Origin of the sequence: Nostoc sp. LPT, assembly GCF_017115165.1 — a bacterium.
In the GTDB taxonomy this organism is placed as follows: Bacteria; Cyanobacteriota; Cyanobacteriia; order Cyanobacteriales; family Nostocaceae; genus Nostoc.
On record NZ_JABXKF010000164.1, the window covers coordinates 12,347 to 34,869 of the forward strand.

Annotated in this window: 27 protein-coding genes and 2 pseudogenes; 10 read left to right on the plus strand and 19 right to left on the minus strand. The window is 41.9% G+C overall.

Translation table 11 applies throughout. The annotated features are described in order from the left end of the window. Window positions 1–260 precede the first annotated feature (260 nt). Complete coding sequence (locus HWQ58_RS31340) at window positions 261–1,592, plus strand: hypothetical protein (RefSeq protein WP_292871653.1); 1,332 nt, start codon at window positions 261–263, stop codon at window positions 1,590–1,592. A 130-nt stretch (window positions 1,593–1,722) separates the two neighbouring features. Here the strand turns inward: HWQ58_RS31340 and HWQ58_RS31345 are convergent, their stop codons facing one another. From HWQ58_RS31345 to HWQ58_RS31370, 6 genes are all read right to left on the minus strand, one after another. After that, entirely contained in the window at window positions 1,723–2,175 is a 453-nt protein-coding gene (locus tag HWQ58_RS31345) for a hypothetical protein (protein WP_292871655.1), read from the minus strand. Between the two features lie 110 nt (window positions 2,176–2,285). After that, a complete protein-coding gene (gene minE, locus HWQ58_RS31350; protein WP_292871657.1) occupies window positions 2,286–2,582 on the minus strand; it encodes a cell division topological specificity factor MinE in 297 nt (98 codons plus the stop codon). Between the two features lie 36 nt (window positions 2,583–2,618). After that, window positions 2,619–3,425: a septum site-determining protein MinD gene (minD, locus tag HWQ58_RS31355; RefSeq protein ID WP_292871659.1), complete on the minus strand. Its 807-nt coding sequence runs from the start codon at window positions 3,423–3,425 to the stop codon at window positions 2,619–2,621. A gap of 172 nt (window positions 3,426–3,597) precedes the next feature. Further along, the gene (gene minC, locus HWQ58_RS31360) at window positions 3,598–4,611 is read right to left on the minus strand and encodes a septum site-determining protein MinC (protein WP_292871661.1); all 1,014 of its coding nucleotides are present in this window, start codon (window positions 4,609–4,611) and stop codon (window positions 3,598–3,600) included. Between the two features lie 165 nt (window positions 4,612–4,776). Next, entirely contained in the window at window positions 4,777–6,099 is a 1,323-nt protein-coding gene (locus HWQ58_RS31365) for a four-carbon acid sugar kinase family protein (protein WP_292871663.1), read from the minus strand. Window positions 6,100–6,155: 56 nt separating this feature from the next. Beyond that, window positions 6,156–6,818, minus strand: coding sequence for a hypothetical protein (locus HWQ58_RS31370; protein ID WP_292871665.1), 663 nt, complete (start codon window positions 6,816–6,818; stop codon window positions 6,156–6,158). 409 nt (window positions 6,819–7,227) lie between these two features. Between HWQ58_RS31370 and HWQ58_RS31375 the strand changes: the two genes are divergently transcribed. Both HWQ58_RS31375 and HWQ58_RS31380 read left to right on the plus strand, forming a co-directional pair. Continuing rightward, window positions 7,228–7,974 (plus strand): Fic/DOC family N-terminal domain-containing protein, encoded by a 747-nt coding sequence (locus HWQ58_RS31375; protein ID WP_292871667.1) that lies wholly within the window; start codon window positions 7,228–7,230, stop codon window positions 7,972–7,974. Window positions 7,975–7,989: 15 nt separating this feature from the next. Beyond that, window positions 7,990–8,382, plus strand: a complete 393-nt coding sequence (locus HWQ58_RS31380; RefSeq protein WP_292871669.1) for a hypothetical protein — start codon at window positions 7,990–7,992, stop codon at window positions 8,380–8,382. A gap of 174 nt (window positions 8,383–8,556) precedes the next feature. On the opposite strand, the gene HWQ58_RS31385 is transcribed toward HWQ58_RS31380, so the two are convergent. Genes HWQ58_RS31385 through HWQ58_RS31395 form a run of 3 tightly spaced genes read right to left on the minus strand, consistent with a single transcriptional unit; the run spans window position 8,557 to window position 10,137 of the window. Beyond that, window positions 8,557–9,054, minus strand: a complete 498-nt coding sequence (locus HWQ58_RS31385) for a DUF29 domain-containing protein (RefSeq protein ID WP_292871671.1) — start codon at window positions 9,052–9,054, stop codon at window positions 8,557–8,559. Window positions 9,055–9,099: 45 nt separating this feature from the next. Beyond that, window positions 9,100–9,357, minus strand: coding sequence for a hypothetical protein (locus HWQ58_RS31390; protein ID WP_292871673.1), 258 nt, complete (start codon window positions 9,355–9,357; stop codon window positions 9,100–9,102). Window positions 9,358–9,396: 39 nt separating this feature from the next. Continuing rightward, window positions 9,397–10,137 (minus strand): hypothetical protein, encoded by a 741-nt coding sequence (locus HWQ58_RS31395; protein ID WP_292871675.1) that lies wholly within the window; start codon window positions 10,135–10,137, stop codon window positions 9,397–9,399. A gap of 3 nt (window positions 10,138–10,140) precedes the next feature. On the opposite strand from HWQ58_RS31395, the pseudogene HWQ58_RS31400 reads away from it, so the two are divergent. Beyond that, window positions 10,141–10,227 (plus strand): annotated as a pseudogene (locus HWQ58_RS31400) (IS5/IS1182 family transposase); the annotation flags it as partial. Between the two features lie 574 nt (window positions 10,228–10,801). On the opposite strand, the gene HWQ58_RS31405 reads toward HWQ58_RS31400, so the two are convergent. Both HWQ58_RS31405 and HWQ58_RS31410 read right to left on the minus strand, forming a co-directional pair. Beyond that, complete coding sequence (locus HWQ58_RS31405) at window positions 10,802–11,194, minus strand: aspartyl protease family protein (RefSeq protein ID WP_292871677.1); 393 nt, start codon at window positions 11,192–11,194, stop codon at window positions 10,802–10,804. Continuing rightward, window positions 11,187–11,405, minus strand: a complete 219-nt coding sequence (locus HWQ58_RS31410; protein ID WP_292871679.1) for a hypothetical protein — start codon at window positions 11,403–11,405, stop codon at window positions 11,187–11,189. The genes HWQ58_RS31405 and HWQ58_RS31410 overlap by 8 nt, the downstream gene beginning before the upstream one ends. Window positions 11,406–11,505: 100 nt before the next feature. On the opposite strand from HWQ58_RS31410, the gene HWQ58_RS31415 reads away from it, so the two are divergent. The 4 genes from HWQ58_RS31415 (at window position 11,506) to HWQ58_RS31430 (ending at window position 12,984) form a co-directional block, all read left to right on the plus strand. Continuing rightward, on the plus strand, window positions 11,506–11,658 hold the full coding sequence (locus HWQ58_RS31415; protein ID WP_292871681.1) for a hypothetical protein: 153 nt from the start codon (window positions 11,506–11,508) through the stop codon (window positions 11,656–11,658). A 107-nt stretch (window positions 11,659–11,765) separates the two neighbouring features. Continuing rightward, complete coding sequence (locus HWQ58_RS31420; protein ID WP_292871683.1) at window positions 11,766–12,038, plus strand: DUF2281 domain-containing protein; 273 nt, start codon at window positions 11,766–11,768, stop codon at window positions 12,036–12,038. Beyond that, on the plus strand, window positions 12,035–12,325 hold the full coding sequence (locus HWQ58_RS31425) for a hypothetical protein (protein WP_292871685.1): 291 nt from the start codon (window positions 12,035–12,037) through the stop codon (window positions 12,323–12,325). The genes HWQ58_RS31420 and HWQ58_RS31425 overlap by 4 nt, the downstream gene beginning before the upstream one ends. Then, on the plus strand, window positions 12,322–12,984 hold the full coding sequence (locus tag HWQ58_RS31430; RefSeq protein ID WP_292871687.1) for a LuxR C-terminal-related transcriptional regulator: 663 nt from the start codon (window positions 12,322–12,324) through the stop codon (window positions 12,982–12,984). Before HWQ58_RS31425 ends, HWQ58_RS31430 begins: the two co-directional genes overlap by 4 nt. Before the next feature lie 47 nt (window positions 12,985–13,031). On the opposite strand, the gene HWQ58_RS31435 is transcribed toward HWQ58_RS31430, so the two are convergent. After that, window positions 13,032–13,526 carry a DUF29 domain-containing protein gene (locus tag HWQ58_RS31435; protein WP_292871689.1) on the minus strand — a complete coding sequence of 165 codons (495 nt, stop codon included), beginning with the start codon at window positions 13,524–13,526 and terminating at the stop codon, window positions 13,032–13,034. Between the two features lie 706 nt (window positions 13,527–14,232). Between HWQ58_RS31435 and HWQ58_RS31440 the strand changes: the two genes are divergently transcribed. Next, window positions 14,233–15,354, plus strand: a complete 1,122-nt coding sequence (locus tag HWQ58_RS31440) for a Gfo/Idh/MocA family oxidoreductase (RefSeq protein WP_292871691.1) — start codon at window positions 14,233–14,235, stop codon at window positions 15,352–15,354. Window positions 15,355–15,421: 67 nt separating this feature from the next. On the opposite strand, the gene HWQ58_RS31445 is transcribed toward HWQ58_RS31440, so the two are convergent. From HWQ58_RS31445 to HWQ58_RS31475, 7 genes are all read right to left on the minus strand, one after another. Then, window positions 15,422–15,547 carry a hypothetical protein gene (locus HWQ58_RS31445; protein ID WP_292871693.1) on the minus strand — a complete coding sequence of 42 codons (126 nt, stop codon included), beginning with the start codon at window positions 15,545–15,547 and terminating at the stop codon, window positions 15,422–15,424. A gap of 18 nt (window positions 15,548–15,565) precedes the next feature. Continuing rightward, entirely contained in the window at window positions 15,566–16,855 is a 1,290-nt protein-coding gene (locus tag HWQ58_RS31450; protein ID WP_292871695.1) for a Glu/Leu/Phe/Val dehydrogenase, read from the minus strand. Window positions 16,856–17,153: 298 nt separating this feature from the next. Beyond that, entirely contained in the window at window positions 17,154–17,300 is a 147-nt protein-coding gene (locus HWQ58_RS31455; RefSeq protein ID WP_292871697.1) for a hypothetical protein, read from the minus strand. Between the two features lie 571 nt (window positions 17,301–17,871). Then, window positions 17,872–18,396, minus strand: a complete 525-nt coding sequence (locus HWQ58_RS31460) for a GNAT family N-acetyltransferase (protein ID WP_292871699.1) — start codon at window positions 18,394–18,396, stop codon at window positions 17,872–17,874. Window positions 18,397–18,500: 104 nt separating this feature from the next. Then, window positions 18,501–19,667, minus strand: a complete 1,167-nt coding sequence (locus HWQ58_RS31465; RefSeq protein ID WP_292871705.1) for a beta-ketoacyl-ACP synthase — start codon at window positions 19,665–19,667, stop codon at window positions 18,501–18,503. A gap of 89 nt (window positions 19,668–19,756) precedes the next feature. Further along, window positions 19,757–20,542 carry a peptidylprolyl isomerase gene (locus HWQ58_RS31470; RefSeq protein ID WP_292871701.1) on the minus strand — a complete coding sequence of 262 codons (786 nt, stop codon included), beginning with the start codon at window positions 20,540–20,542 and terminating at the stop codon, window positions 19,757–19,759. A gap of 155 nt (window positions 20,543–20,697) precedes the next feature. Then, window positions 20,698–21,267, minus strand: a complete 570-nt coding sequence (locus HWQ58_RS31475; protein WP_292871703.1) for a photosystem I assembly protein Ycf4 — start codon at window positions 21,265–21,267, stop codon at window positions 20,698–20,700. Between the two features lie 922 nt (window positions 21,268–22,189). Here HWQ58_RS31475 and HWQ58_RS31480 point away from each other — a divergent pair. After that, a pseudogene (locus HWQ58_RS31480) lies at window positions 22,190–22,523 on the plus strand (photosystem II D2 protein (photosystem q(a) protein)); the annotation flags it as partial.

The window sequence follows — 22,523 nt, forward strand, 5'->3', positions numbered from 1 at the left end:
GCGACATTATATATCGTGTAGTAATTACTGAGTTCTCAGCATATTTACTATACTCGCATATTTTTGCCAAAAAATATCCAGTACCTTAGTAATAAAAGGTGTAAACAATGATACTTAATCTTTGTAAAACTCTTCAAACTTTGAAGATATTATCTCGTCATTAGTTTTAGTTTCTTGTTATACATATAACTACCACCTGCCCCATTGCTGTTGATGTATTGCTTCTCACATAGCAATTGCCCCCTCTAGAGAGTCTACAAATGCTTAAATCCCTTTTGCTGTCGGGATGGTTCCGCACACAACCATTTCTCAATTACGTTGTCGTTGTGATACTGCTTGCACCTTTATTAGGAGCATCGGCTCACTCGATCCCAGTAAGATCCGAAGTACATAAACTAACTTCGATGACTGGAGAATCTGATGTATCAAAGGAAATAGCTGTAGTTGGGGAACCTGAGATAGCTGAAACATTAAAAACAGATCAAATCGAATCGACAACAGAAGAATTTGACTCTGTGCCAACACAAAGTACTGCTGTTCAGGAACCGCAAGTATTACCAGCGAATAAAATTGAGTCTTCGACTCAAGTAGATAATTATTTGTCAAGCAGCGATTTAGATTTAAGCGATGTAACTGTTCCCGATTCTTTGGCAGCAGTTGAACTCGCACCATCAACAGATGTTCCTGTTAGTCAACTTAATTTAATACGCAAACTTAAAGCTGCTAATGTCAAGTCTTTAAGAGGACAAGAAAATTATCTCTCTAGAAAAAAATTTTTTATTGAATCATTGACAGCAACTCAAGTAGCACCAGCTATTAGAGAATCTCAATCAACCACAACGACCGAAATACCTGTTGTAGAACCAGTTGATGAGTCCCAAGCAGAACAAATAGATCCCATAGGTAGTCCTCATCCGATTCCTTGGAAATGGATTACAGCAACTCAAGAAGCCATTGCTTCTAATGGTGGTTCTGGAGTGCGTCACCATCGCAGCGTACCCGTGATTTCTCCAGATGGGAAATATGCTGTTTATAGCCGGGTACAACTGGAAGTGAAACCCCAAATGTACAACAGCCGTGTCACTAGCGTTCTGTTTGTCCAAGATATGCAAACTAAGAAATTGTGGGTGATGGCTTCAACGACTCCAGTTAGCGATCCTTTATTAAAGGTAAAGGCTGCAAAGGTAGAGTCTTTAGAAGAAACCGATACGAGCGGTAAGATCGGAGTATTAGTTCCAGTTAGCTGGTCAGAAAAAGGCGATCGCTTCTTAGCACGCAAGTTTGATGGTATATTTAACACAGGTGATTCTACAGATAGTGCAGTGATTTGGGATCGGCAAAAAAATCACACTAACACAGTTGCTCCTGTTAGTGATGAAGAACATGAAAAAGTTGCCGTATTATTAGGCTGGAGTAAAAGCCAACCGGATCGCGTGTTATTCCGTGCAGGGGAATTGGGCGAGGAAAAGTGGCCATTAATGCAAGTTGCTAATGATGGTAAGACTATCACTGCAACAGACAGTGATCGACCAATTACTTTTGGTAAAAAGGTGACAGAAATTTGGGCAGGCCCACAAGTTGCCTACCGATAAATTATAAAAAATCCTACATACTCCCGTTGTCAGCAGTGACGACAACGGGATTTTTTTATCCTGTTCAACAACTGCTATATTGGTTTGAACGCAGTGAAACCCAATCTATTGCTCCTATCTAACTGATGCATTACTGAGACTCTGGATGATTTGGTAATGTCAGTGTATGAATTAGTTTTGAAATAAACTCATAAGCTAATGATGTCAGCAAATTAGTTGTTGCTTCAACATTTGTGTTTTGGAATAGAAATGGAACGTTTTTCATTGCTGACTCAGCATAGTTATCAAATGTTTTTACATCAAGCACTGCATCAACGCTAAAATTACCTGACTGCTGAATCATCCAACCGTAATCAAGAGATACATTACTTATATTTCCGTTTGTATCTACCCCTATTAAAGTTACTCTAATATAACGAGTGGGATAAATAGCAATTGACGGCTCAGTTAGTTCAACCGTCAAACTAAACACTTGCGATTCCTCAGATTTTACACGAGAAACAAATAATTCCCAAGTACTTAAATCAAGAATTTTCTGCTGAACATCAGTAGCAGCTTGTCTAATTTTTGCTTCGTTTGGCATATTGTTTCGATTGTAACGAGGTCATAAAAACTCGCAGAGTATTTGTTAGGTTTTGCTGTCTTCAACCCACCAAAATTTTATAAAAGATATAAAAATACTTAAAATTCAAACTAGAGAGGCTTATCACCTCTTTCCCATTCAGGTATGACGCCTTTGACCCGGCGGATGGGTAAATTTGCAATTAAAGCTGTGGTTCGTTGGTTGCTTTCTAAAGAGAACTCTAAGCCCTCTGTCTCAACTTCAACATAGCGACAGACTACATCTAGGATCTCTTGCCGCATTTTTTCCAACGTTTGAGGGTCTATATCAGCGCGATCGTGAGCAATCACCAATTGCAGGCGACGTTTAACTTGAGTTCGACTGCTATCAGGGCCGCGAAAAAAAAGTTTTTCTAGAAGTTCAATCATTACGAATAGGTCTGGGGCAGAGACTGGAAAGGTAAATTAAACAATCTTAGTCCACAACAACCTTCTTAGGCGGGCGAAGATGCTGTCTTGGGACGAGTCGATCTCCAGAAATTCGACACTTTCTCCTTCTAATCTACGAGCAATGTTCTCAAAGGCTGTGGCAGCTAAAGAGTGATTTTCCGCTAACACTAAGGGTTCGCCGCGATTGGTAGATACAATAACACGCTCGTCGTCAGGGATTACCCCGATCAGGGGAATGGCGAGAAGTTCCTGAACATCTTGCACTGACATCATATCATTTGCCTGCACCATTGCGGGTCTGATGCGGTTAATTATTAAATGAACACGCTTGATACCTTGTGCTTCTAGTAACCCTACTACCCGATCGGCATCGCGAACTGAGGAAATTTCTGGTGTGCTGACAATTAGCGCTTCTTTGGCCGGGCCGATCGCATTTTTAAACCCATTTTCAATCCCGGCGGGGCTATCAATAATCACGTACTGATATTTTTGCGCTAGTGCATTCACCAATAACTTCATCTGTTCGGGTGTGACTGCATCTTTGGAGCGATTTTGGGCTGCTGGTAGGAGTACGAGATTGGGTTGGCGTTTATCTTTCACCAAGGCTTGTTCTAAACGGCACTCTCTAGCTAAGACTTCTACCGCAGTATAAACGATGCGGTTTTCCAGCCCTAACAGCAAATCCAAATTTCTCAGACCAAAATCCGCATCAACCAAAGCAACTTGACGCCCCATTTTGGCTAAAGCCATACCCAAATTTGCTGAAACTGTGGTTTTACCCACTCCTCCTTTACCGGAGGTAATCACAATAATGCGAGTCATGATAGAAATGCGGTCAATGAGGGTTCAGGAAATATAAAACAGTAAATTGCAGTATAAAGTATGAAGTATCGTATCAAGTATGAAGAAATATCTGTTCTCCCTGATGTGGGTGAGGCATGAATATTTGTTTTATTTCATCCTTACTTATATACTTCATTCTTTAAGTAAATATTTATGGTTCTTGATTGCTCTTGGTGAATTGGTTTCTGGAAAAATCAGTAGCCCTAGCGATACGAATTCCTTGGGGCGTAATATGTGCCACCTCTGGAAAAAACTGCATTGGCGGTTTTTCTGGTGCTCTAGCTACAGCATCTGCAATTCGCAGTTGGGTTGGTTCCATTTGCAAGGCCATAATCAGACACTCACTATTGCCTCCAGCCCCAGCATGAGCGATTCCACGTAGGCGACCCCAGATGATAATATCTCCATCTGCAATTACAATACCACCTGGATTTAAATCTCCCAAGAGAATTACTGTCCCAGGATGACGAATTTCTACTCCAGAACGGACTGTCATTTCTAAATAGAGGGCATCTTCTTGGGGGATCGCTGTAGCTGTTGGTTCGGAACTCAGGGAAGTTACGGGTTGTAATTGTTCTACTGAATACCCTAATGTCACGGCAGCGATCGCAGTTTGCCGCCGACTCGTCGAGACAGATATCAGTCGGAGTTGGACTTCACTCAAAGCTTCAGCGAGTTCTTGGAGTTGTCTGGCATCTACCAAACGGTCTTGTGCCATTAAATGCACAGGTGTATTAGATACACGGAAGCGATCGCCTGCACTCAGACGTTGCCTTATTTGTTGCCAAATATCAGACCAAGTAAGTTCTGAGGCAGATACTTGAGATTCCGAAGGCAAAATTAATAAAAGTCGTCCCTCCTTACTTTTTAACTGGACTTGAGTATTATCATTTACACGATGCCCTGGTAATGCTAACTCATCGGGATTTAAATCAGTCAGGATAAAATCCGATCCCGCATCAGTATTTGACTCTACATCTGGGTCAGCAGTATTTGATTTTAAATAAAGCAGGACAGATTTTAACTCAGCATCCGGGAGGATAGAATCTGACTCTACATCAGAAACAGTAGGATTTATCTCTATCTCAGAAAGTATAGAGTTTGATTCTGCATTCGGAAGTGCAGAATTTGACTTTAGATTGGGAATCGCAGAATCAGAAGCCATGTAGTACTAGCCAAAAGACAACAGATTTTAAATTTTGGGTCGCACCTTTGGTGCGCTGATAGCGCAACTTGGATTTTGGATTTGTGTCACTCACAAGGGGTGTTGGCGTAGCCAGATATTAGTCCGACATTAACCAAAAGACTCTTTAATCTAAAATCTCAAATCTCAAATTGGCACGGTCAACCTCTGATAAACTGTCCCCAAGGCATCAGCATCGCCAACGTTACCTGGAAACAGCACCACAGGTAAATCAGGAAACTGAGGATGATCGGATGGCGTTAACACCATTGAACAACCAGCTAAAATTTGACCGAGTAAACGGGCTGAAGTTAAAGCTAGTCCAGTACTCAAAACGTCATTAGAAGTAATACCACCCTTGCTGATTAAGAATCCTATATCAGATGGTAAACCGCGGACAATATCCATCAATAAACCTGAAACTTTTTCCCCAAACTCCAATCGTGTCTTGACATCTTTAAAATTCAGTTCCTGACGGCTAGTATAAACCACTGGTGTTTTGCCAGCTTTGTGTGCCGCTCGTGTACTTTCTTGAATTTCACTTAGCAATGCCGCAGATTGATTTGCATCATCAAGTAATCGCGCAACATTCACTTCAATTCCCACTGTTCCTTCTAGTTGCAATAGCGCCTCTAATTGCTGGGTAGTTTTTTTCACATGGGAACCAACAATCACTGCACCTGGTTTGCCTTGGCGCACGTACTGCCCCATGTTTTCGGCAGCAATTGGTTGGGGTGGTAAAGCAGCTAAAGCCGTCAAAATACTTGCTGCACTGCGAAATAAAAAGCGTTTCCCTTGAGTTGCGGCTGCTAATACATCTACTGCAAAACGGTTGAAATCGGCTTGAGTTTCACCATCGACGACAGCGCACTGATTACCACTCAGTTTTAGCAAGCGTTCCAAACTACCAGCGCGAATATCGGCGAGGAGAAACCTTTCTACTGCTTCAGCACTAATTCGTTCTTGAGTCTTTTCTTCAACATACTTGGGTAAGTAACTGTGATGGTAGCTGAAGACTGAATCACGGGCAAATTCAGTTTCATGGACTGGGGTAGGTACACCGCCAATAATCAAGTAATGCACGCTGTCACTGGTGATGCGTCCGCCTTCAAAAAATGCTGGTACGAGAAAATGAGCATCAAAGGGGCCGAGTTCTTGGGCGATCGCATCTGTTTCAATGGGATAATGTCCCCGCAAAGTAGAATCAGAACGGCTGACAATCAGAAAATCGTCAATTCCTTCAGCCTTCAAAGCGATTTTCAGGTTATGGCAAACTTCTTGAGTGACAGATGCAGCTGACTCTGGCGTTAGCGATCTAGTATTAGTCAGCACAAAGAAAATCGGCGAATCATCCTGCAACCCGCTGCGTAAAGTCTCCACATCCCAGTGCATTAGCAGCAAGCAGCTGTGGACTGTTTGAGAACCTGTAGGGTCATCATCCAGGACAATTATTTTGGGTTTGTTGCTCATTTAAGTCAACTGGGCGATTGTTTTCTGGGAAATTTATCAACAGAGGTAATCTCTACTCAGCCTTTCTGCAATTTTCTGATTTCTGCTTGGACATCGATCGCAATTTGCAATGATTGATTTAGCAACTGAGCATATTCGCCTGCTTGACTACTAACTTGTAAAGCTCGCAGACTGGCTAAATTATTCACAAATAACTCTTGGTTATTAGCAAGCAATTTTTTATTATCTCGCAAAATTCGTTCCGTTTTCAGAGCGCGGACTAAATCTTCTCTAATTAGTTGCAAGGCGGCGGTTACTTTATCTCGGTCATGGATACTGCTTTCTACGTTTCCTGATGCTGCCAATTGGTCATTGATATCGATGGCAGCAACCAGGTCATGATATTTATCAACTTCATCTAAAAGTATTGTCAGTCCTTCAGGACAGGTTAATTGTCGCCACAGCCATCGCCCCACTAATATCGGCATTGGCACTAAAATTAGTAAAAGAATTCCTAGTCGAACTGAAGAACCAATTGTTGGCAGAATAATAAACGCGTAAACAAAGCCCACAATTATTGGTGTTAGTGCCAGCGTCACCAGCATTTCACTGATCAAAAACCCTAATCGCTTTTTGCCATCTCGCAAAATCGAGGGACGAAAAACGTCTTCTGGATCGAATCCAGTCAAACGTCTCAGTTCCCCCTTACTAATTTCCAAGCCTATTAAGTCCGGCTGCACGTCTGCATACTCCTATGGAAACCCAAGTTGCGTATTCACTCTCTGTGGATTAGACTTTAACCACTATTTCTACGTCCACCAGAGACGTTGTGTTCCCAGTATTACAAATGGATGGCTTTTTACGCACCCGTCCATAAAAAAGAACTGTGTGAGCTATTTCCTAAGATTCAAACACGTTTTACTGAGCGTATTGGCTGATAATGTACGTAGCGAGTCTAGCAAAGCTATAGCAAGTATACTGACCACTTAAGAAATTCAACCAAAAGGAATGCGGTTGGTTGCTGTTTACTCTATTAAGCGTAACCTTTCATCATATCATGTAAAAGAAAAAAATATTCCTTATTATTGATAACAAGGGATATTCGATAATATGGATTAAAAATCTTCTCTTGTGAATGGAATCGATAATATGGTTGATACCCATAGAGCAGGTAAATACGTAGAGCAACTTGCTGGATACAAAGCTTTTATACCTAATCCTTTGCCGCCTAAACCTAAATTATGTATTGACGATGAAATGTTTGAACTTTTATCACAAGCAGATAGAGCGTTAGGTCGTTTAGATGGCTCGACAGACGCTTTACCTAATCCTGACTTATTCGTATTTATGTATGTTCGTAAAGAGGCAGTATTGTCAAGTCAGATAGAAGGAACACAAGCTTCTTTAATAGATGTTCTTGAATTTGAATCTCGTACAGTAGAACCAGACAACCCGCAAGATGTAACTGAAGTTGTCAACTATATTGCAGCAATTAATCACGGACTCAAAAGATTAGAAAATAATTTTCCTTTATCATTGCGATTGATTCGTGAAATTCATAAAGAATTATTGAGAGAAGGTCGAGGTTCTGAAAAAGGACCAGGAGAGTTTCGCCGCAGCCAAAATTGGATTGGCGCTGGAAAATGTTCTTTAAAAGAAGCTACTTATGTTCCACCTCCACCCCATGATATGCAAGAAGCTTTAAGTAATTTTGAGAAGTTTTTACATGACTCTGCCCCAATGCCAGCTTTAATTAAAATTGGATTAGCTCATGCTCAGTTTGAAACAATTCACCCTTTTGAAGACGGCAACGGAAGAACAGGACGTTTGCTAATTACTTTCTTGTTATGTGAAAAAAATATATTAAAACGCCCATTGTTATACATATCTTATTAGTTCAAAAAACACCGATTGCAATATTACGATTATCTTCAATCTATAAGGGATACTGGGGATTGGGAAAGCTGGCTTAAGTTTTTTCTAAAAGGTGTATATGAAGTTGCTCAGGAAGCATCTACTGTTGCTCGTCAAATAGTTAATTTAAAAGAGGAACATCGTAGAATAGTAATAAAAGAAATCAGCAGTCGCAAGTCAGGAAGTGCTATAGCTTTACTTGAAAAACTTTATTTCCAACCAGTTTTTAATATGGAAGTTGCTCAAGAAATTACCCAATTATCATATGCTAATACTAACAATTTAGTCAAAGAATTATGTGCCATAGGAATTGTGCAAGAAATTACTGGAAATAAACGTAACCGAGCTTTTACTTATAGCCCATACCTATCTATTTTTAACGAGCGCTAACAAATAAGGATTAGTATTTCATATTTGGCAAGATTTATACATCCTTTAATCCTTTGTTAACAGAGTTACTTAAGAGGATTTACAAAAGTTTTGCGATGCCATTCGTTTAAGTTGAATTTTCAACACTGGGTCAGTGAGGCATTATTGCAGGAATTCGTCGGGTGGGGATTCATTTTAATCGGGTTTACCGTGATGATTGTGGTTATATTCAGGAAACCAGTTTTCATCTAAGATTTGTTCTAAAGAGCCAATGGGTATTAAGGGGAATATGTCAATGGTAAGTTGAGAGCGATCGCTTGCTTCTATCCTTGCATCTTGATAACATTCATCAAATATTTCTAAAATATAAGGTTTTAAGCTAGGACTATCTTTAAGAGCTTTTTTAATCTCTCTACGAAAAGTCCTGATTTCTCCTTTCCAATGTCCTTGATTACGTTCTCGTTCATGATCCCAACACTTGAGTTTTAGTAGATGTTCAAGAAGCTTAATTAATAAACTTTCAATTGTTCGCTTCTCCCTTCTACCCATAGTTTCTAATTCTTCTAACAAATTATCTAAATCAACAGCAGAAAACTGTCCAGCACGAAGTTGGTTTATAGTTGTCCTCAGCCACAGATAATAATCTTCGTCGTATAAGGTTTGAGTTGCTGATTGGATTATTGGTTTTACCATAGACTAGCCGAACTCCTACTATTTTTTTAATTTAGCCAGATCGACTTAGGGTAAATGCCAACTCAGTGTGACTTGCACTTGTCCATCAGGTAAAGCTGACATTTCCCATGCACCATCTGGAAGTTCAGAGGCGATCGCATTCATCATCTTACTGCCATAGCCACCTTTTGGACGTTCACAAGCGGTAGGTTTGATAATTGAGGCATCATTGGCGATCGCTAAAATACATCTGACTCCCTGTTGCTCTAAACTAATACACACTTGGGTAGCAGTACCGTGGGGTGGTTGGGCGTGTTGGATCACATTATTCAGTGCTTCGCGGAAAAAGCGGTAAATTTCCTCTCAATGTTCAATCCAAACACTGTTTAATTCTGGTTCTTGCAGAGGCTGAAGTTCTGTAATCACTGTTAAAGTTAACTTTCCAGAATTGACTAAATCTTGCAGCGTCGCTCTAATTCCGACATCTAACCCTTGTCGTAATGCTGGAGTCACCTCCATTTTCTCAGCTACACTACGAATGTTATACAATTTATCCCTAATTTCCTGCCCTAAAGCTGCCAACTTATCTAAAATTGAATCCACATCTAAATCAGATTCCAATTCAATTTTGTCCATCACTAGCTTCAAATCTTGCAAAGCCCCATCATGGATATCAGAAGCAGTGCGATGAAGGATTTTACGTGTGCGGGAAAGAATCGCCTCTTGTTCAGCCGCCTTTAGTTGGCTAATTTGATAATTTTGGAGAATAATAACCTCTTTTTGTCGTACCCAAATGAAATAGATAAAAACAGATATCCCTGTTGCTGTCCATATCAACAGAGGCAGAATAATTGATAATATCCACTTGCATTTAAAGAGAATTAAACATAGTCCAAAATAACCCCCAAATATTGCCAAAACTAGCCCTAATAAACGCCAATTTTGATAACTAGAAACACTAGCACTAATAAAAACTGCTCCTAAAATAATGATTATCAACTCCAACCATTGCGGCGGAATTTGTAAAAATGAATCTGTCATCAAACTGGCCATGAGGTTGGACTGAATTTCTACGCCGGCCATGCTGTCGCCGAAAGATGACATTCAGGTTTTAAAGTATTGCCTCGACGTTGGGTTGTAGAGCGTACACTTGCATGGCTTGGTCGCTATCGTCGTCTGAGTAAAGATTACGAATATCATCCAATAAACTTGCGAAACCATGATATACGCCGCGATGACGCATCTAATGTTACGTCGATTAGCCCACAATCATCGTTGCTCAACTGCTTAAGATTTATTTTATAAACACCCTCTTAGATATAGTTCCAGTGCCGTTTATTCGGAAGTAAGTTATCGGTTGACTAGCTTATTTCAGATTATGCAACCGCACTTTCGATGACATGAAAGTGTTGTGCGATCGCACGTTTTTGATTGGATGCAGTAGTGCGATCGCACTTTCTACTACACGTCATTCAGATCCCTTACTTCTTGAAGAAGTTGGGGATCTAGTCTCCCACTTTCTACGGCATGATTATTTTAGGCGATCACACTTTTCATGACACGATGATTTTGGGCGATGCCTACGGCGATAAACTACGCACTCTCGATAACCCGATTATTTTAGGCGATGCCTGCGGCGGTAAACTACGCACTTTTGATTACACGATGATTTGAGGCGATCGCAATGATTTCGAGTTGAAGTGAAATAGATGAGAGCGAGCGCAATCAATCTCTTGCTCAGAGGAGTGGTGATCAACATCGACGCTTATTAGAAGCGAATAATTTCGATCGTGCGGCGCGATCGCTGAAAACAGACATCAAATTCTCGAAAGAAGTTCGTTTGCCCAAGAATTAAGGGCACCTGAGAGGCTTGTGCCCAGGCAAATGCTAGGCGAACTGGTTCCAGATTCCCAATTTGAACATGCACAAATAAACCCCGTGCTTCAACCCTTGCAAGATTTCCAGCCAATGGCAAGCGGACAGTTTGTTCCTCCCAAATTGCACCCAATTGCAGCCCGATGTCATAAGGTAATAGATTGACCGTAGATCCAGTATCTAGCAGTGCATTCGCAAACACAGAAAAGCCTGCATGACTCAGAGTGATGGAAATCGTGGGTAATGCTTCATCGTTAGAAAAGGGAAACTCGATTGTACTAGGCATGAGTAGATGTCTCTTGGTCATCCTGAATCATTTGCATCAGAATGTTTGAGGCTTCCGTTGCGTCGTAGGGCGACCAAACTGGATACTCTGATGCAAAAAAGATGACTTGTAGTTCAGCGTCTGGGATTTGTGCAGCTAGGAGTTTGAAGAGTGATAATTTGTCTGACTGGCTCAGATTATTCACCAAAGGAATTAACTCAGCGAGAGACATGGTTTAAACTCCCAGACATACGAGAATGCATTTATCATAAGCGATCTGTGAGATACTAGGAGAAGCGATTGCAATTTCAATTACACGATAAGTTTAGGCGATGCCTACGGCGGTAAACTATACACTTTCGATAACACGATTCTTTGATGCGATGCCTGCGGCGGTAAACTACGCACTTTTGATAACCCGAATTATTTTAGGCGATGCCTGCGGCGGTAAACTACGCACTGGCAATATTGCCAACAGCACATAGGAATTATTCGGTTAATTTAGTAGGTTGCCCAGAGCGATCCTACGGCGGTAAACTACGCACTAACTGGAGCAGCTACAATATGGCAGATCGCTTTTTTATATTAGCTAATGAATACTTCCAGTACAAAGCGACAGCAGATTATCGAGTCAATCAACACTTTGCCAGAGGACTCTCTCTCTGAACTGATCAATTTTGTTGATTATCTTCACTATAAATTAGCCCAAAAGCAGCCCCAAAAAACTAGCATCAACTTCTTGCTTTCAGTGGCAAAATTAGGAAGCTCGATGGAAAAAAATGTTTCAGAGCGAGATGAGGAGATTCTTGTTAGTGAAGTTGATCCTATTCGCGGTTGGAGTCTGCATTTAGATGAGCAAGTATGACCGTCATACTTGGTACCAGCTTCTTATTTGCACTAGCTGATCAAAGCGATCGCAATCACGATCGTGTTCTAGCTGTTGCACATAGTATAAATGAACCTCTGCTGCTTCCTAGTGTTGTCCTTCCTGAAATCTGCTATTTGATTGCATCAAGGTTAGGGCATCAAGCAATGTGTCAATTCCTAACTAATAAAATATTGGAGCAGGTTAAAGCGATGCCTACGGCAGTAAACATAAAATACACAGGTTTAATTTCAGCCGTACTTACGGAATCATCGCCTAAGACATGAAAGCCAAGCCACTGCTGTTTCTCGTTGTAGAAGATCACCCGGAGGTAGCCCAAAATAACTGTGATTTTCTGAGAAAATTCGACCCCTCTGCTGTTTGTGTCATTGCCAACACTCCCCAAGAAGCACTACAATATCTACAAATAGAGACACCAGATTTAATTGTCCTTGATTTACAATTTGTTACACCTTCTGGCTCGCAGTCAGCTAAATCTGCTTTCAAACTATTAGAGTTAATTTTTGATGCTTATTCCTCTCTAAATATCCTCATCTATAGCAGTGAACCCAGTTGGCTGATAAAACTTGTCACATCTATTAATCATCACTACGGTGGATTTGTAGTGGTGAATAAAATGGAACAGCGCAAAGCTTTTCTAGAGGGTGTTGAAAGTGCGCTGAATGGAGAATTGAAGCTGCCTAAAGAGTTACGTCAAGAATTAAACTTGAATGAGAAAGAGTTGGAAGTTCTCAGGCTTTTATGTCATGAATTCTTAACAGACCAAGCGATCGCTCATCGTCTTCACATATCGCTCAGGGCTGTTCAAAATCATATCCAACACCTGAAAGTAAAATTGGGTATCGATGAAGTTGAGCAAAAAGATATCAATTTCCGCATCGCCCTTTGTATGTCAGCACTTCAGAAAAAATTATTATCATTTTGATTTAGGTTATGATCCTTTATCCGGTCAGCACAAATTAAGTATCTATTCTAATTGGCTTTAGCGTGATGATTGTGGTTATATTCGGGAAACCAGTTTTCATCTAAAATTTGCTCTAAAGAACCAATGGGTATTAAGGGGAATATGTCAATGGAAAGTTGAGAGCGATCGCTTGCTTCTGTCCTTGCGTCTTCATAACATTGATCAAATATTTCTAAGATATAAGACTTAAGACTAGGACTATCTTTGAGTTCATCCTTAATCTCTCTACGAAATGTCCTAATTTCACCTTTCCAATGCCCTTCATTTCGCTCCCGTTCCACATTCCAGTATGTGAGCTTAAGCAGATGTTCAAAAAGTCGAATTAACAAACTTTTCACTGTTCGCTTCTGGCTCCTGCCCATATCTTCCAACTCTTGAATTAAGTTATCTAAATCCACAGATGAAAACTGACTAGTGCGAAGTTGGTTGATGGTTGTCCTGAGCCAAAGGTAATAATCTTGGTCGTATAAAGTCTGAGTTATTGGTTGTATTTCGATCACCATACACTTGTTAAACTTCTATTATTTGTATTTTACACTGTGTATTTTATACACCAATTTTGCTTCAGATTGTGAATATTCAGAATTGCCTCCAATCTCTCACAAAAATAAAAATACTCCCTGTGACACCATCATAATAAAGAAAGTTGAGTTGTTGGTTGATTGATTATATAAGCGATTGGTCTGTGGGGAAATCTTCAGTTGGTGTTCCAGGTTGGGGTTCTAGCCTTGGGCTGCTAATGCTCCATACTCAGTATCCATCATGCCAAGGTTATGAATTTCAGTTAGGGTGCAATACTAGAAATATTCCTTAAGTTGGAACTAAAGCTTACTGAAAGAATGAGGTTTTAATTTACCAAGTCACTGAGAATATACAAGATATCATTCATCAATCTCCAAATTCTCAGCCCTAGAAATTGATTATTAGTGAAGGGAAAAGATGGCTAAAAATAAAGCAACAGACATTCTTTCATTAATTAAAGCAGATAAACAGTTAGCCATAACTTGCACGTAATTAACGCTATGTGCGACTTATTGTTAAAACCCCGCTTCCATTCCTCTCCCCGAAAGGTCGAGAGGCTTTGATTCTTTCTCCCCAACGCTAGTAGGGAAGGGGTTGGGGGTTAGGTTTGAGAGTAAAGTTGCAGATGGCGTTAATTAGGGCATTAATTAAAATTACCAAGCTATTAATTCATCATGAGGTATAAAAATGACTGCTACAAATGATCAGCGTAAAATTCGTTATGCCGTTGTTGGTTTAGGTTGGTTTGCTCAAGAAGCCGCCTTGCCTTCCTTTGTCCACACTGAAAACTCGAAATTAGTCGCACTGGTTTCAGATGACCCCACAAAAAGCGAAGAACTGAGCAAAAAGTACGGTATTAATCATACTTACTCTTACGAGGAGTATGAGGACTGTCTGGCAAGCGGCGAGGTTGATGCAGTTTATATTGCGCTGCCCAATCACTTGCATTGTGACTACACTGTGCGGGCTGCCAATCAAGCAATTCATGTGTTATGTGAAAAGCCAATGGCAGTAACAGAAGAAGAGTGTGAGGTAATGATTAAAGCTGCCGATGACAATAATGTGAAGCTGATGATTGCCTACCGCTTACATTTAGAAGAAGCCAATTTACAAGCAGTCGAAATTTTGCGCTCAAAGCAAATTGGTGAACCACGAATTTTCAACTCGGTTTTTACTCAGCAAGTGGAAGAAGGCAATATTCGTTTACAAGATGCCACAGGTGGTGGCACGCTCTATGATATTGGCATCTACTGCATTAATGCTGCACGTTACCTATTTCAAGATGAACCAATTGAAGTATTTGCTGTAGCTGCCAGTAAGGGAGAAGAACGCTTTAGCGAAGTGGAAGAAATGACTAGCGTCATCTTGCGTTTCCCTAATGAGCGATTGGCAACATTTACCTGTAGCTTTGGAGGGGCAAGTGTTTCGAGCTATCAGATTGTGGGTACTCAAGGCGATTTGCGAGTAGAATCTGCTTATGCTTGGCAGGGAGAACTGAAGCACTACCTGACAATTAATGGTGAAACCCAAGAGCGAACTTTTGAGGATCGCGATCAATTAGCAGCTGAATTTACCTACTTCTCTGATTGTATTCTGCAAGATAAAGAGCCAGAGCCATCTGGAACGGAAGGGTTGATTGATGTTAGTATTATTCAAGCACTTTATCAGTCAATTGAAACTGGTCAACCTGTGCAGATAAAAACTCGCGATCGCCATCAACGTCCCACATCGGCTCAAAGTATTGAGCGTCCTCCTGTTGAGGAGACACCAGACTTGATTAATGCTGCTGCACCTTCTAGCGAGTCATAAGGTAGCTTTAAAATATCCTTGACCAAATAATATCAGCTTGGTGAGACAAGTTGCTCTGAGTAACTGGTTAAAGGTGGGGAAACTTCCGCCATCGTGTACTACTGATGTTATAGCGATCGCTCAATAAAAAAGGCAGATAAATCACTGTCGGTTCAAGTAAAATTACTGCCGACAACGATCTATTCTGCCTCATGAATAAAACTAAAACAAACTAAGGATAAAGACCTCTGTCAGTTAGTGCCTGCGCGACTCTACCTACCCCCAGTGTGTAAGCTGCTAACCTTAAAGAAATTTGCCGCACCTCCGACTGATGAATCACCTTGCGGTACGCTTGTACGATTAAATATTCCATTTCGCGGTTGACACGCTCCTCATCCCAAAATACGTAAGACAGACCCTGCACCCACTCTAAATAACTGACTACTACACCGCCAGCATTTGCCAAAATATCGGGTAGCACTGTCACACCCCGCGCCTCTAACGCCAAGTTAGCCTCAAGAGTAAGCGGGCCGTTAGCTGCTTCTGCTACAATCTGCGCCTGCACCTGATTCACATTTTCTTCAGTGATTTGGTTCTCCAAAGCCGCTGGTATTAAGACATCACAGGGTAAAGTTAATAAATCTGCATTGCTAATTGGTACAGATTGTGGGAAACCCACAATACTCTTGCGATTTTCAGCGGCGTAGACTTTCAACTTGGGAATATCAAGACCGACTTCAGAGAATATTCCCCCAGCACTAGTTGAAACCGCGATAATTTTCGCGCCTGCTTCATATAATAATTCTGCTGCGGCACAGCCGACGTTACTGAAACCCTGAATAGCTACTCGCACTCCTGCCAAGGATTTACCTCGATCTGCTAGCGCCTCACGTACAGTAATCATCACGCCACGTCCAGTTGCCATTTCTCTTCCCAGAGAACCACCAATTGAAAGGGGTTTTCCAGTTACAACTCCTGGTACAGCATGACCAATATTTACAGAGTAAGTATCCATCATCCAAGCCATCTCACGAGCAGAAGTACCCATATCTGGCGCAGGAATATCTACGGAAGGCCCAATATCTTTAATCAACTCACTGATATAACGGCGGCTGATTCGCTCTAATTCGCCAACACTGTAGCGTTTGGGATCTATAGCAATGCCACCCTTCCCACCACCGTAAGGAATACCTAACAAGGCACATTTCCAGGTCATCAGCATTGCTAAAGCGGATACTTCCCGCAGTGTCACAGCCGGATGGTAACGAATTCCACCCTTATATGGGCCTAAGACATCAGAGTGCTGTACGCGGTGTCCAGCGAGAACCTGTATTTCCCCATCATCTAACTTCACGGGAATGGAAACCGTGACAACCTTACGCGGGTGGCTGAGAATTTCCAGCAAACCCTGATTTAAATTTAATTCTTTAGCTGCCGCCTCTAAGTAGCTACAGGCTTGGTCAAATGGGCATATATGCGCTGGAGAAGCAGGTTCTGTCAGCAATAGAGATTTTGAAATCATAAAACTTTCTCCTAATCACGGTATCTTTACGAACCGGATCTCATCTGTACTTAAGCTTATCCTTTTTTTTGGAAAAATAACGGTTTTGTAGTTTTTGTTACAGTTTTATATTGTATATCCTGCTGTGTGTGCAAAGCAGTATACGGACTAATACATTCACTCTAGACAATTTAGATTTTCTCTAGTTCGCCCAGTTTCTCGGATGTTGAAATTGCTTCATATTGTCATCAACCTAAGAAACCTAGCCTTCAACTGGAGTGGTTTTTACCTCCTTATCTTTAACCCGAACTCAGGTTGGTTATGATCGCCTTATCTGGCGGAATCCGCCAGATAGCTCAATGGCTGCGATCGCTCTCCATAAATAAAGGCGATCGCACTCAGTCGCCTTTTCCTGTAAGAAATTGATCGCTTCCCTAGTTTGATCCAGCCTGTGGTTCTGGTGCATTTGTTCTAGGAGAGTAGTTTACTGCTGTAGGCATCGCTTCGCACCGTTGATTGCCTCTTCCTCTAAAGTTGCTATGAAAGGCTTTGCCTGCGATGAGAATTGGCTTGTTAGCTGCCGATGATGTAGGCTTTGACAAAATCTATAAAAAAGGCGATCGCACTGTGATGCGATCGCTTTTTGATCTAGTTTGAACGAAAAATCATCGTTTCAGGCACTTGAAATAATCGAATGTACAAAAAGCCTTGCAATATCGTACGCCTGGGAAAACTTCCTCTCTTAAGTGAATTGCTTGCTCCAAGGTTGCTATCGATAATGATTCAATGTACATAGCACTAGTCAGCCCCTGCGGGGAAGTCAAAAGTCAAAAGTCAAAAGTTAAAAGTAACAACCCCATAAATAAATTTTGGGGCTTGTACCTTTTTCTTTCTAGTCACTCAAACTTAAAGTAGCCATACCTATATCTAGGCTACGATCTCAATTAAGCTGTAAATTTTTCGGTGAGCAGGCAGACTTAAGTGGGAACCATTATTGCTGCCATTCTCTCTCTTCATCCCGAAGAACTAATTTTACCCTAGCTTTCATACCTAATTTGCTTTTCCTCTTTGAGTTTGTTTTTTTTCCTAGTTGAGCATGGCACCAAATCGAAACGAAAGACGAGCAAGTCCTGAATCTGAATGCTGTTTTCGTAACTTGGCTCAGGTAAATACCAAAAGTAGTCCTGGCGCACATGATCCATCCGAAATCCGCACTTTTGATAAAAAGCAATGTTGGCGATACTTGAATTAGACGTGCCGACGAGCATCTGCTTCTTGCCGCGTTGCTTCGCCTCTTGAATCAACCAAGCAACGAACTCCTTACCTAAACCCTGCCTTTGAAACTCACGGGCTATACCAAGTTCCATAATTTCGCAGGGGTCGCTGCGCCATTTCATCGTTGCTGCACCAACCAAGTGTTCGCTGTCGTCCATGCGATATACAGCATCAACGAGGTTGGCAAGTCCCCATCGCAGTGCACGCTCCGATTGTTCTGCCAACAGTAGTATCGGAATCAGCGCTTCAAGTTCGTCGTCACGAGCTTGTCGAATAGCAATCGCCATTCATATTCCCTTTTAATCACAATTTATTTTTCAAAACTATAGTACCAAGTTGAATTAATCGATATAAACCAGGAAAAAGTAAATTAATCATTCAATACAAGTTTTTACCTTGCTAACGCGATCGCAGCATTCTGTCCTCCAAAGCCAAAACTCAAACATAATACCTGTCGAATTTTACTTAGACGTGCTGCTGTGACGATATCTAAATCAAACTCTGGCTGCTGCAATCCTAAACAAGGTGGTAATATTTGATGCTTTAGCGCCATGAGAGAAAAAGCTACACCTAAAGCTCCAGAGGCCCCTAGTGTATGACCTGTGCTTCCCTTGGTGGAACTAACTGCTACGCCTTCGGGAAACAAACGCTGGATTACCATACTTTCCATCTGGTCATTTAGCTGGGTAGCTGTGCCATGAGCATGAATGTAATCAATATCGCCTGGTAATAGACAACTACGTTCTAGACATTGTTTGATAGCAGCGATCGCACTTTTACCTTCAGGTTCTGGTGAATTACTATGATATGCGTCGTTAGTTAAGCCGAAACCGAGAATTTCACCATACACTTTTGCTTGACGCTGCTTTGCAAACTCTGCTGATTCTAAGACAAACACAGCCGCGCCTTCACCCAACACTAAGCCTTCCCGATGTAAATCAAAGGGATAAGCTCCAGTTTTCGCCAAAGCACCCATCTGCTGAAATCCAGCTAAAGTTAGGGGTGTAATCGGTGCTTCCACTGCACCTGCGATCGCTTGTTGACATTGCCCAGTTTGTATAAGTAAAGCTGCTTGGGCAATAGACCAACTTCCAGTAGCACAAGCTGCCATCGGTGCCAAAACTATCCCCGATGCACCGATTTGCCTGGTAGCTGCGATCGCATTCATCTGAGGTAATCTATCTAGCCAATTTCCAAAAGAGGACAGAGACACACGGGGAGACGGGGAAATTTGCCGCATCTTTGCATCTCCATACATTTGCCTTGCCAGCATTTCCCAAGACGCTTGATAAGAACGACTCGATCCAATGACTACAGCACAATCAGCTAAAGGTGGAACTAAGCCAGCATCTTGCAAAGCAGAAGCAACAACCATCTGAGTTAACATTGTCAACTCAGATGGTTGTTGATTAATCAAACCTAGAGGAAGTGGTGTAAGTTCTGGAAATGGTTGATGTAATCGAATTCCAGATTTACCTGCCAGCAAATTTTGCCAACTATCCTCTAAGCTTCCACCTAAAGCGGAAATTAAACCAATACCTGTGACTACAACCTTCAGCAATTTAGGAGTTAAAAATTAGGAGTTAAAAGTTAGGAGTTAGGAGTTCTTTTATTACTTCCCCTGCTCCTCTTCTCCCCCTGCTCCTCCTACTTTCCGGGTGTTTTCAGATTTTCAGCACCTTGGGTGACTTTAGCAGAGTCAATGCGATCGCCTTGCTGAATTTTGTTTACTACATCAAAGCCTTGAGTGACATTGCCAAACACGGCGTAGTTACCATCCAAAAACGCTAGATCCGCTAAAGCAAAGTAAAACTGGGCAGAAGCAGAGTCTGGTGGTTGCGATCGCGCCATTGCTACTGCACCCTGTTTATGGGGTAATACGACGGGTTGAGCAGTAGCATCAAATGGTTTATTGTAAATCGGAATATCTGAACCTTTGGGCTTAACTTCTAAAGGTATATAACGAGCATTTCCCGTTTTTGGGTCAATATAGCTACCTGTTCCTAGTCTATCTGCTGGAACTTTCGGGTCTTTGCTTTGAGGATCGCCCCCTTGAACTACAAACGGTTGGGGTTCGCGCACAACTCGATGGAAAGCTAAACCATCGTACACACCCTTTTGCACTAAATCTACGAAGTTGCCGGCTGTAATAGGGGCATTAGTGCCGTCTACTTCGATAGTAATCGGCGAACCTTTAACCGTGATTACCACAGTAGCCTTGCCTTCGAGGCGCGGTAAATCTGCTAGTCCAGGAATACTCTCACTACTAGTTTGAGATACAGATGTTGCTTCAGTAGTCGTCTGGGTAGTCGAGGTAGCTATCGAGGTTGGAGAAGACGTATTAGAAGCGAGTTGCTGTGTTGAACATCCTCCCGACATTAAGGCACTAATAATCACAAGAGAAAGCAAAAATTGTGAAATTTTTAACCGCATTGCCTGTTACCGATTTAACCAGAGTATATTATCGTTTTGAGGGGCATTGGCATAAGAGGCAGAGGGGCAGTGAGCTGGGAGCAGAGGGGAAAGAGGTTACTTTTATTCTTTCCCTTGCCCCCTGCCCCTGCTCCCCCTTTTCTTCCCTCACTCCCTTACAATCCTTCTAACGATACTCCCAAAAAGCGGGCTAACTTTGCGCCTTCTGTTTCCAACTCTGTTAAAGATAAGGGTTGTCCAACCCGTGTTAAGGGTATATCTCGCCGTCCCTTAATGCGTAGATAGAGGGCGCGACGGGGGTTAAGACCTTCTTTTACGTCTATTAGTACAGATTGGACATCTTCTATGCGGCTATCAATCTGAATTCGGCGGTTTTTGCCAGGAAACCCCCAGCGGAAGATTTTGATTGCGCCAGTTTCCCGATCAAATTCGTTGTAACCGCCTCCAACATCCAATAAAATTACTAGCCACAGGTATGTGGCTAATAGCAAGCCAGCTACACCATATAACCCCATCACTAATCCTTGGGGGACGAATACCAGTTGAGTAGGATCGGAAACTAAGAGTAAATTAACTTTTAAATAACTGGATATTCCAGCCAATAAAAAGCCGCTTGCTCCCAAGGTAACGATAGTTGCCCACCAGTAGTTACTGAACCGACGAGAACCGAGAACATTTTGGTGCAGGATGCGATCGCCTTTGTTAATCGTTGTTGATGTCGTCATTGAACTACCATTGCCCATGAGATACTCGCTGTGACATACTCGCACACTGAATGCTCTTGCATAAAGTGGTTGTACTCTGTGCCAATCCAGCTATTGCTGTTTAGGAGGCACCCAGAGCTATGTTTGAAGTCCACGGGAACCCTACCGTAGACTATAAATTTTTTACTTTGTACTTTACAAATTTTACTGTCCCCAATGATGCTGGCTTACTTGTACTACGGGACAAACCACTTAGGCGTATTTGTATTAGTCAAGATGTGCCAACTTCCTTTCTCCTTGTCTAACGTTTCACATAGGTTTTCTAGAGGTGTATCAACGACCGTAGCAGCGAAGTGACCATCCACATTTTACCAAACATCGTTGACAAAACTCAACTGCGCCCTTCCATGTTCCTGCTAACGATATAATTTTTTAGGGAATGTTGTACTATTTCTTCACTCAATGGCTGATAAAAATTCTTTCTCCCTGCTCCTGTGCCCCCCCTTCTACCCTGCTCCCCTCTCCCTGCCTCTTTTTGACCTCTTGAAATGAGTTACTTATTTACGTCCATCTGCATTAAATTTTTTCAGATTTCTGAGAAAAGTTGTGTCAAATTGTAAAAATTCTGATATTCATATTATTTATAAGGTTCGTGTTTCATAGCTCATTTGCTTTTGCGTATCAGGCAAAAACCCTGAGTAGTGTGATAAGTTAAGAATCATTAAGTTAACACAAGCTAGATTACTAGCCGATGTTACGTGTAATGTCATAACCCTGAGAAATAATGACTTAACTAGTCAGCAAGCTCTCAGAATCTCAGTTGGTTAAAAGCAGTTGAGATTGTCAAAAAAAACGTTAATTCCTCACGGCAGTCGGTTACACTGGCTCTCCGTACTGTCTTAGAAACGTTGCAATTTTAGTAAAAAAAGAGGATTTTGCTCTAATGACCATCGCAGTTGGACGCGCCCCCAGTAGAGGGTGGTTTGACGTTCTCGACGACTGGCTCAAGCGCGATCGCTTCGTATTTGTAGGTTGGTCAGGGATACTATTGTTCCCTTGCGCCTTCCTCGCACTAGGCGGTTGGCTGACCGGCACCACATTCGTCACCTCTTGGTACACCCACGGATTAGCCTCCTCTTACCTAGAAGGCTGTAACTTCCTGACAGTGGCAGTATCCACCCCCGCTGACAGCATGGGACACTCCCTATTGCTGTTGTGGGGGCCAGAAGCTCAAGGCGACCTCACCCGTTGGTTCCAATTGGGTGGTTTGTGGCCAT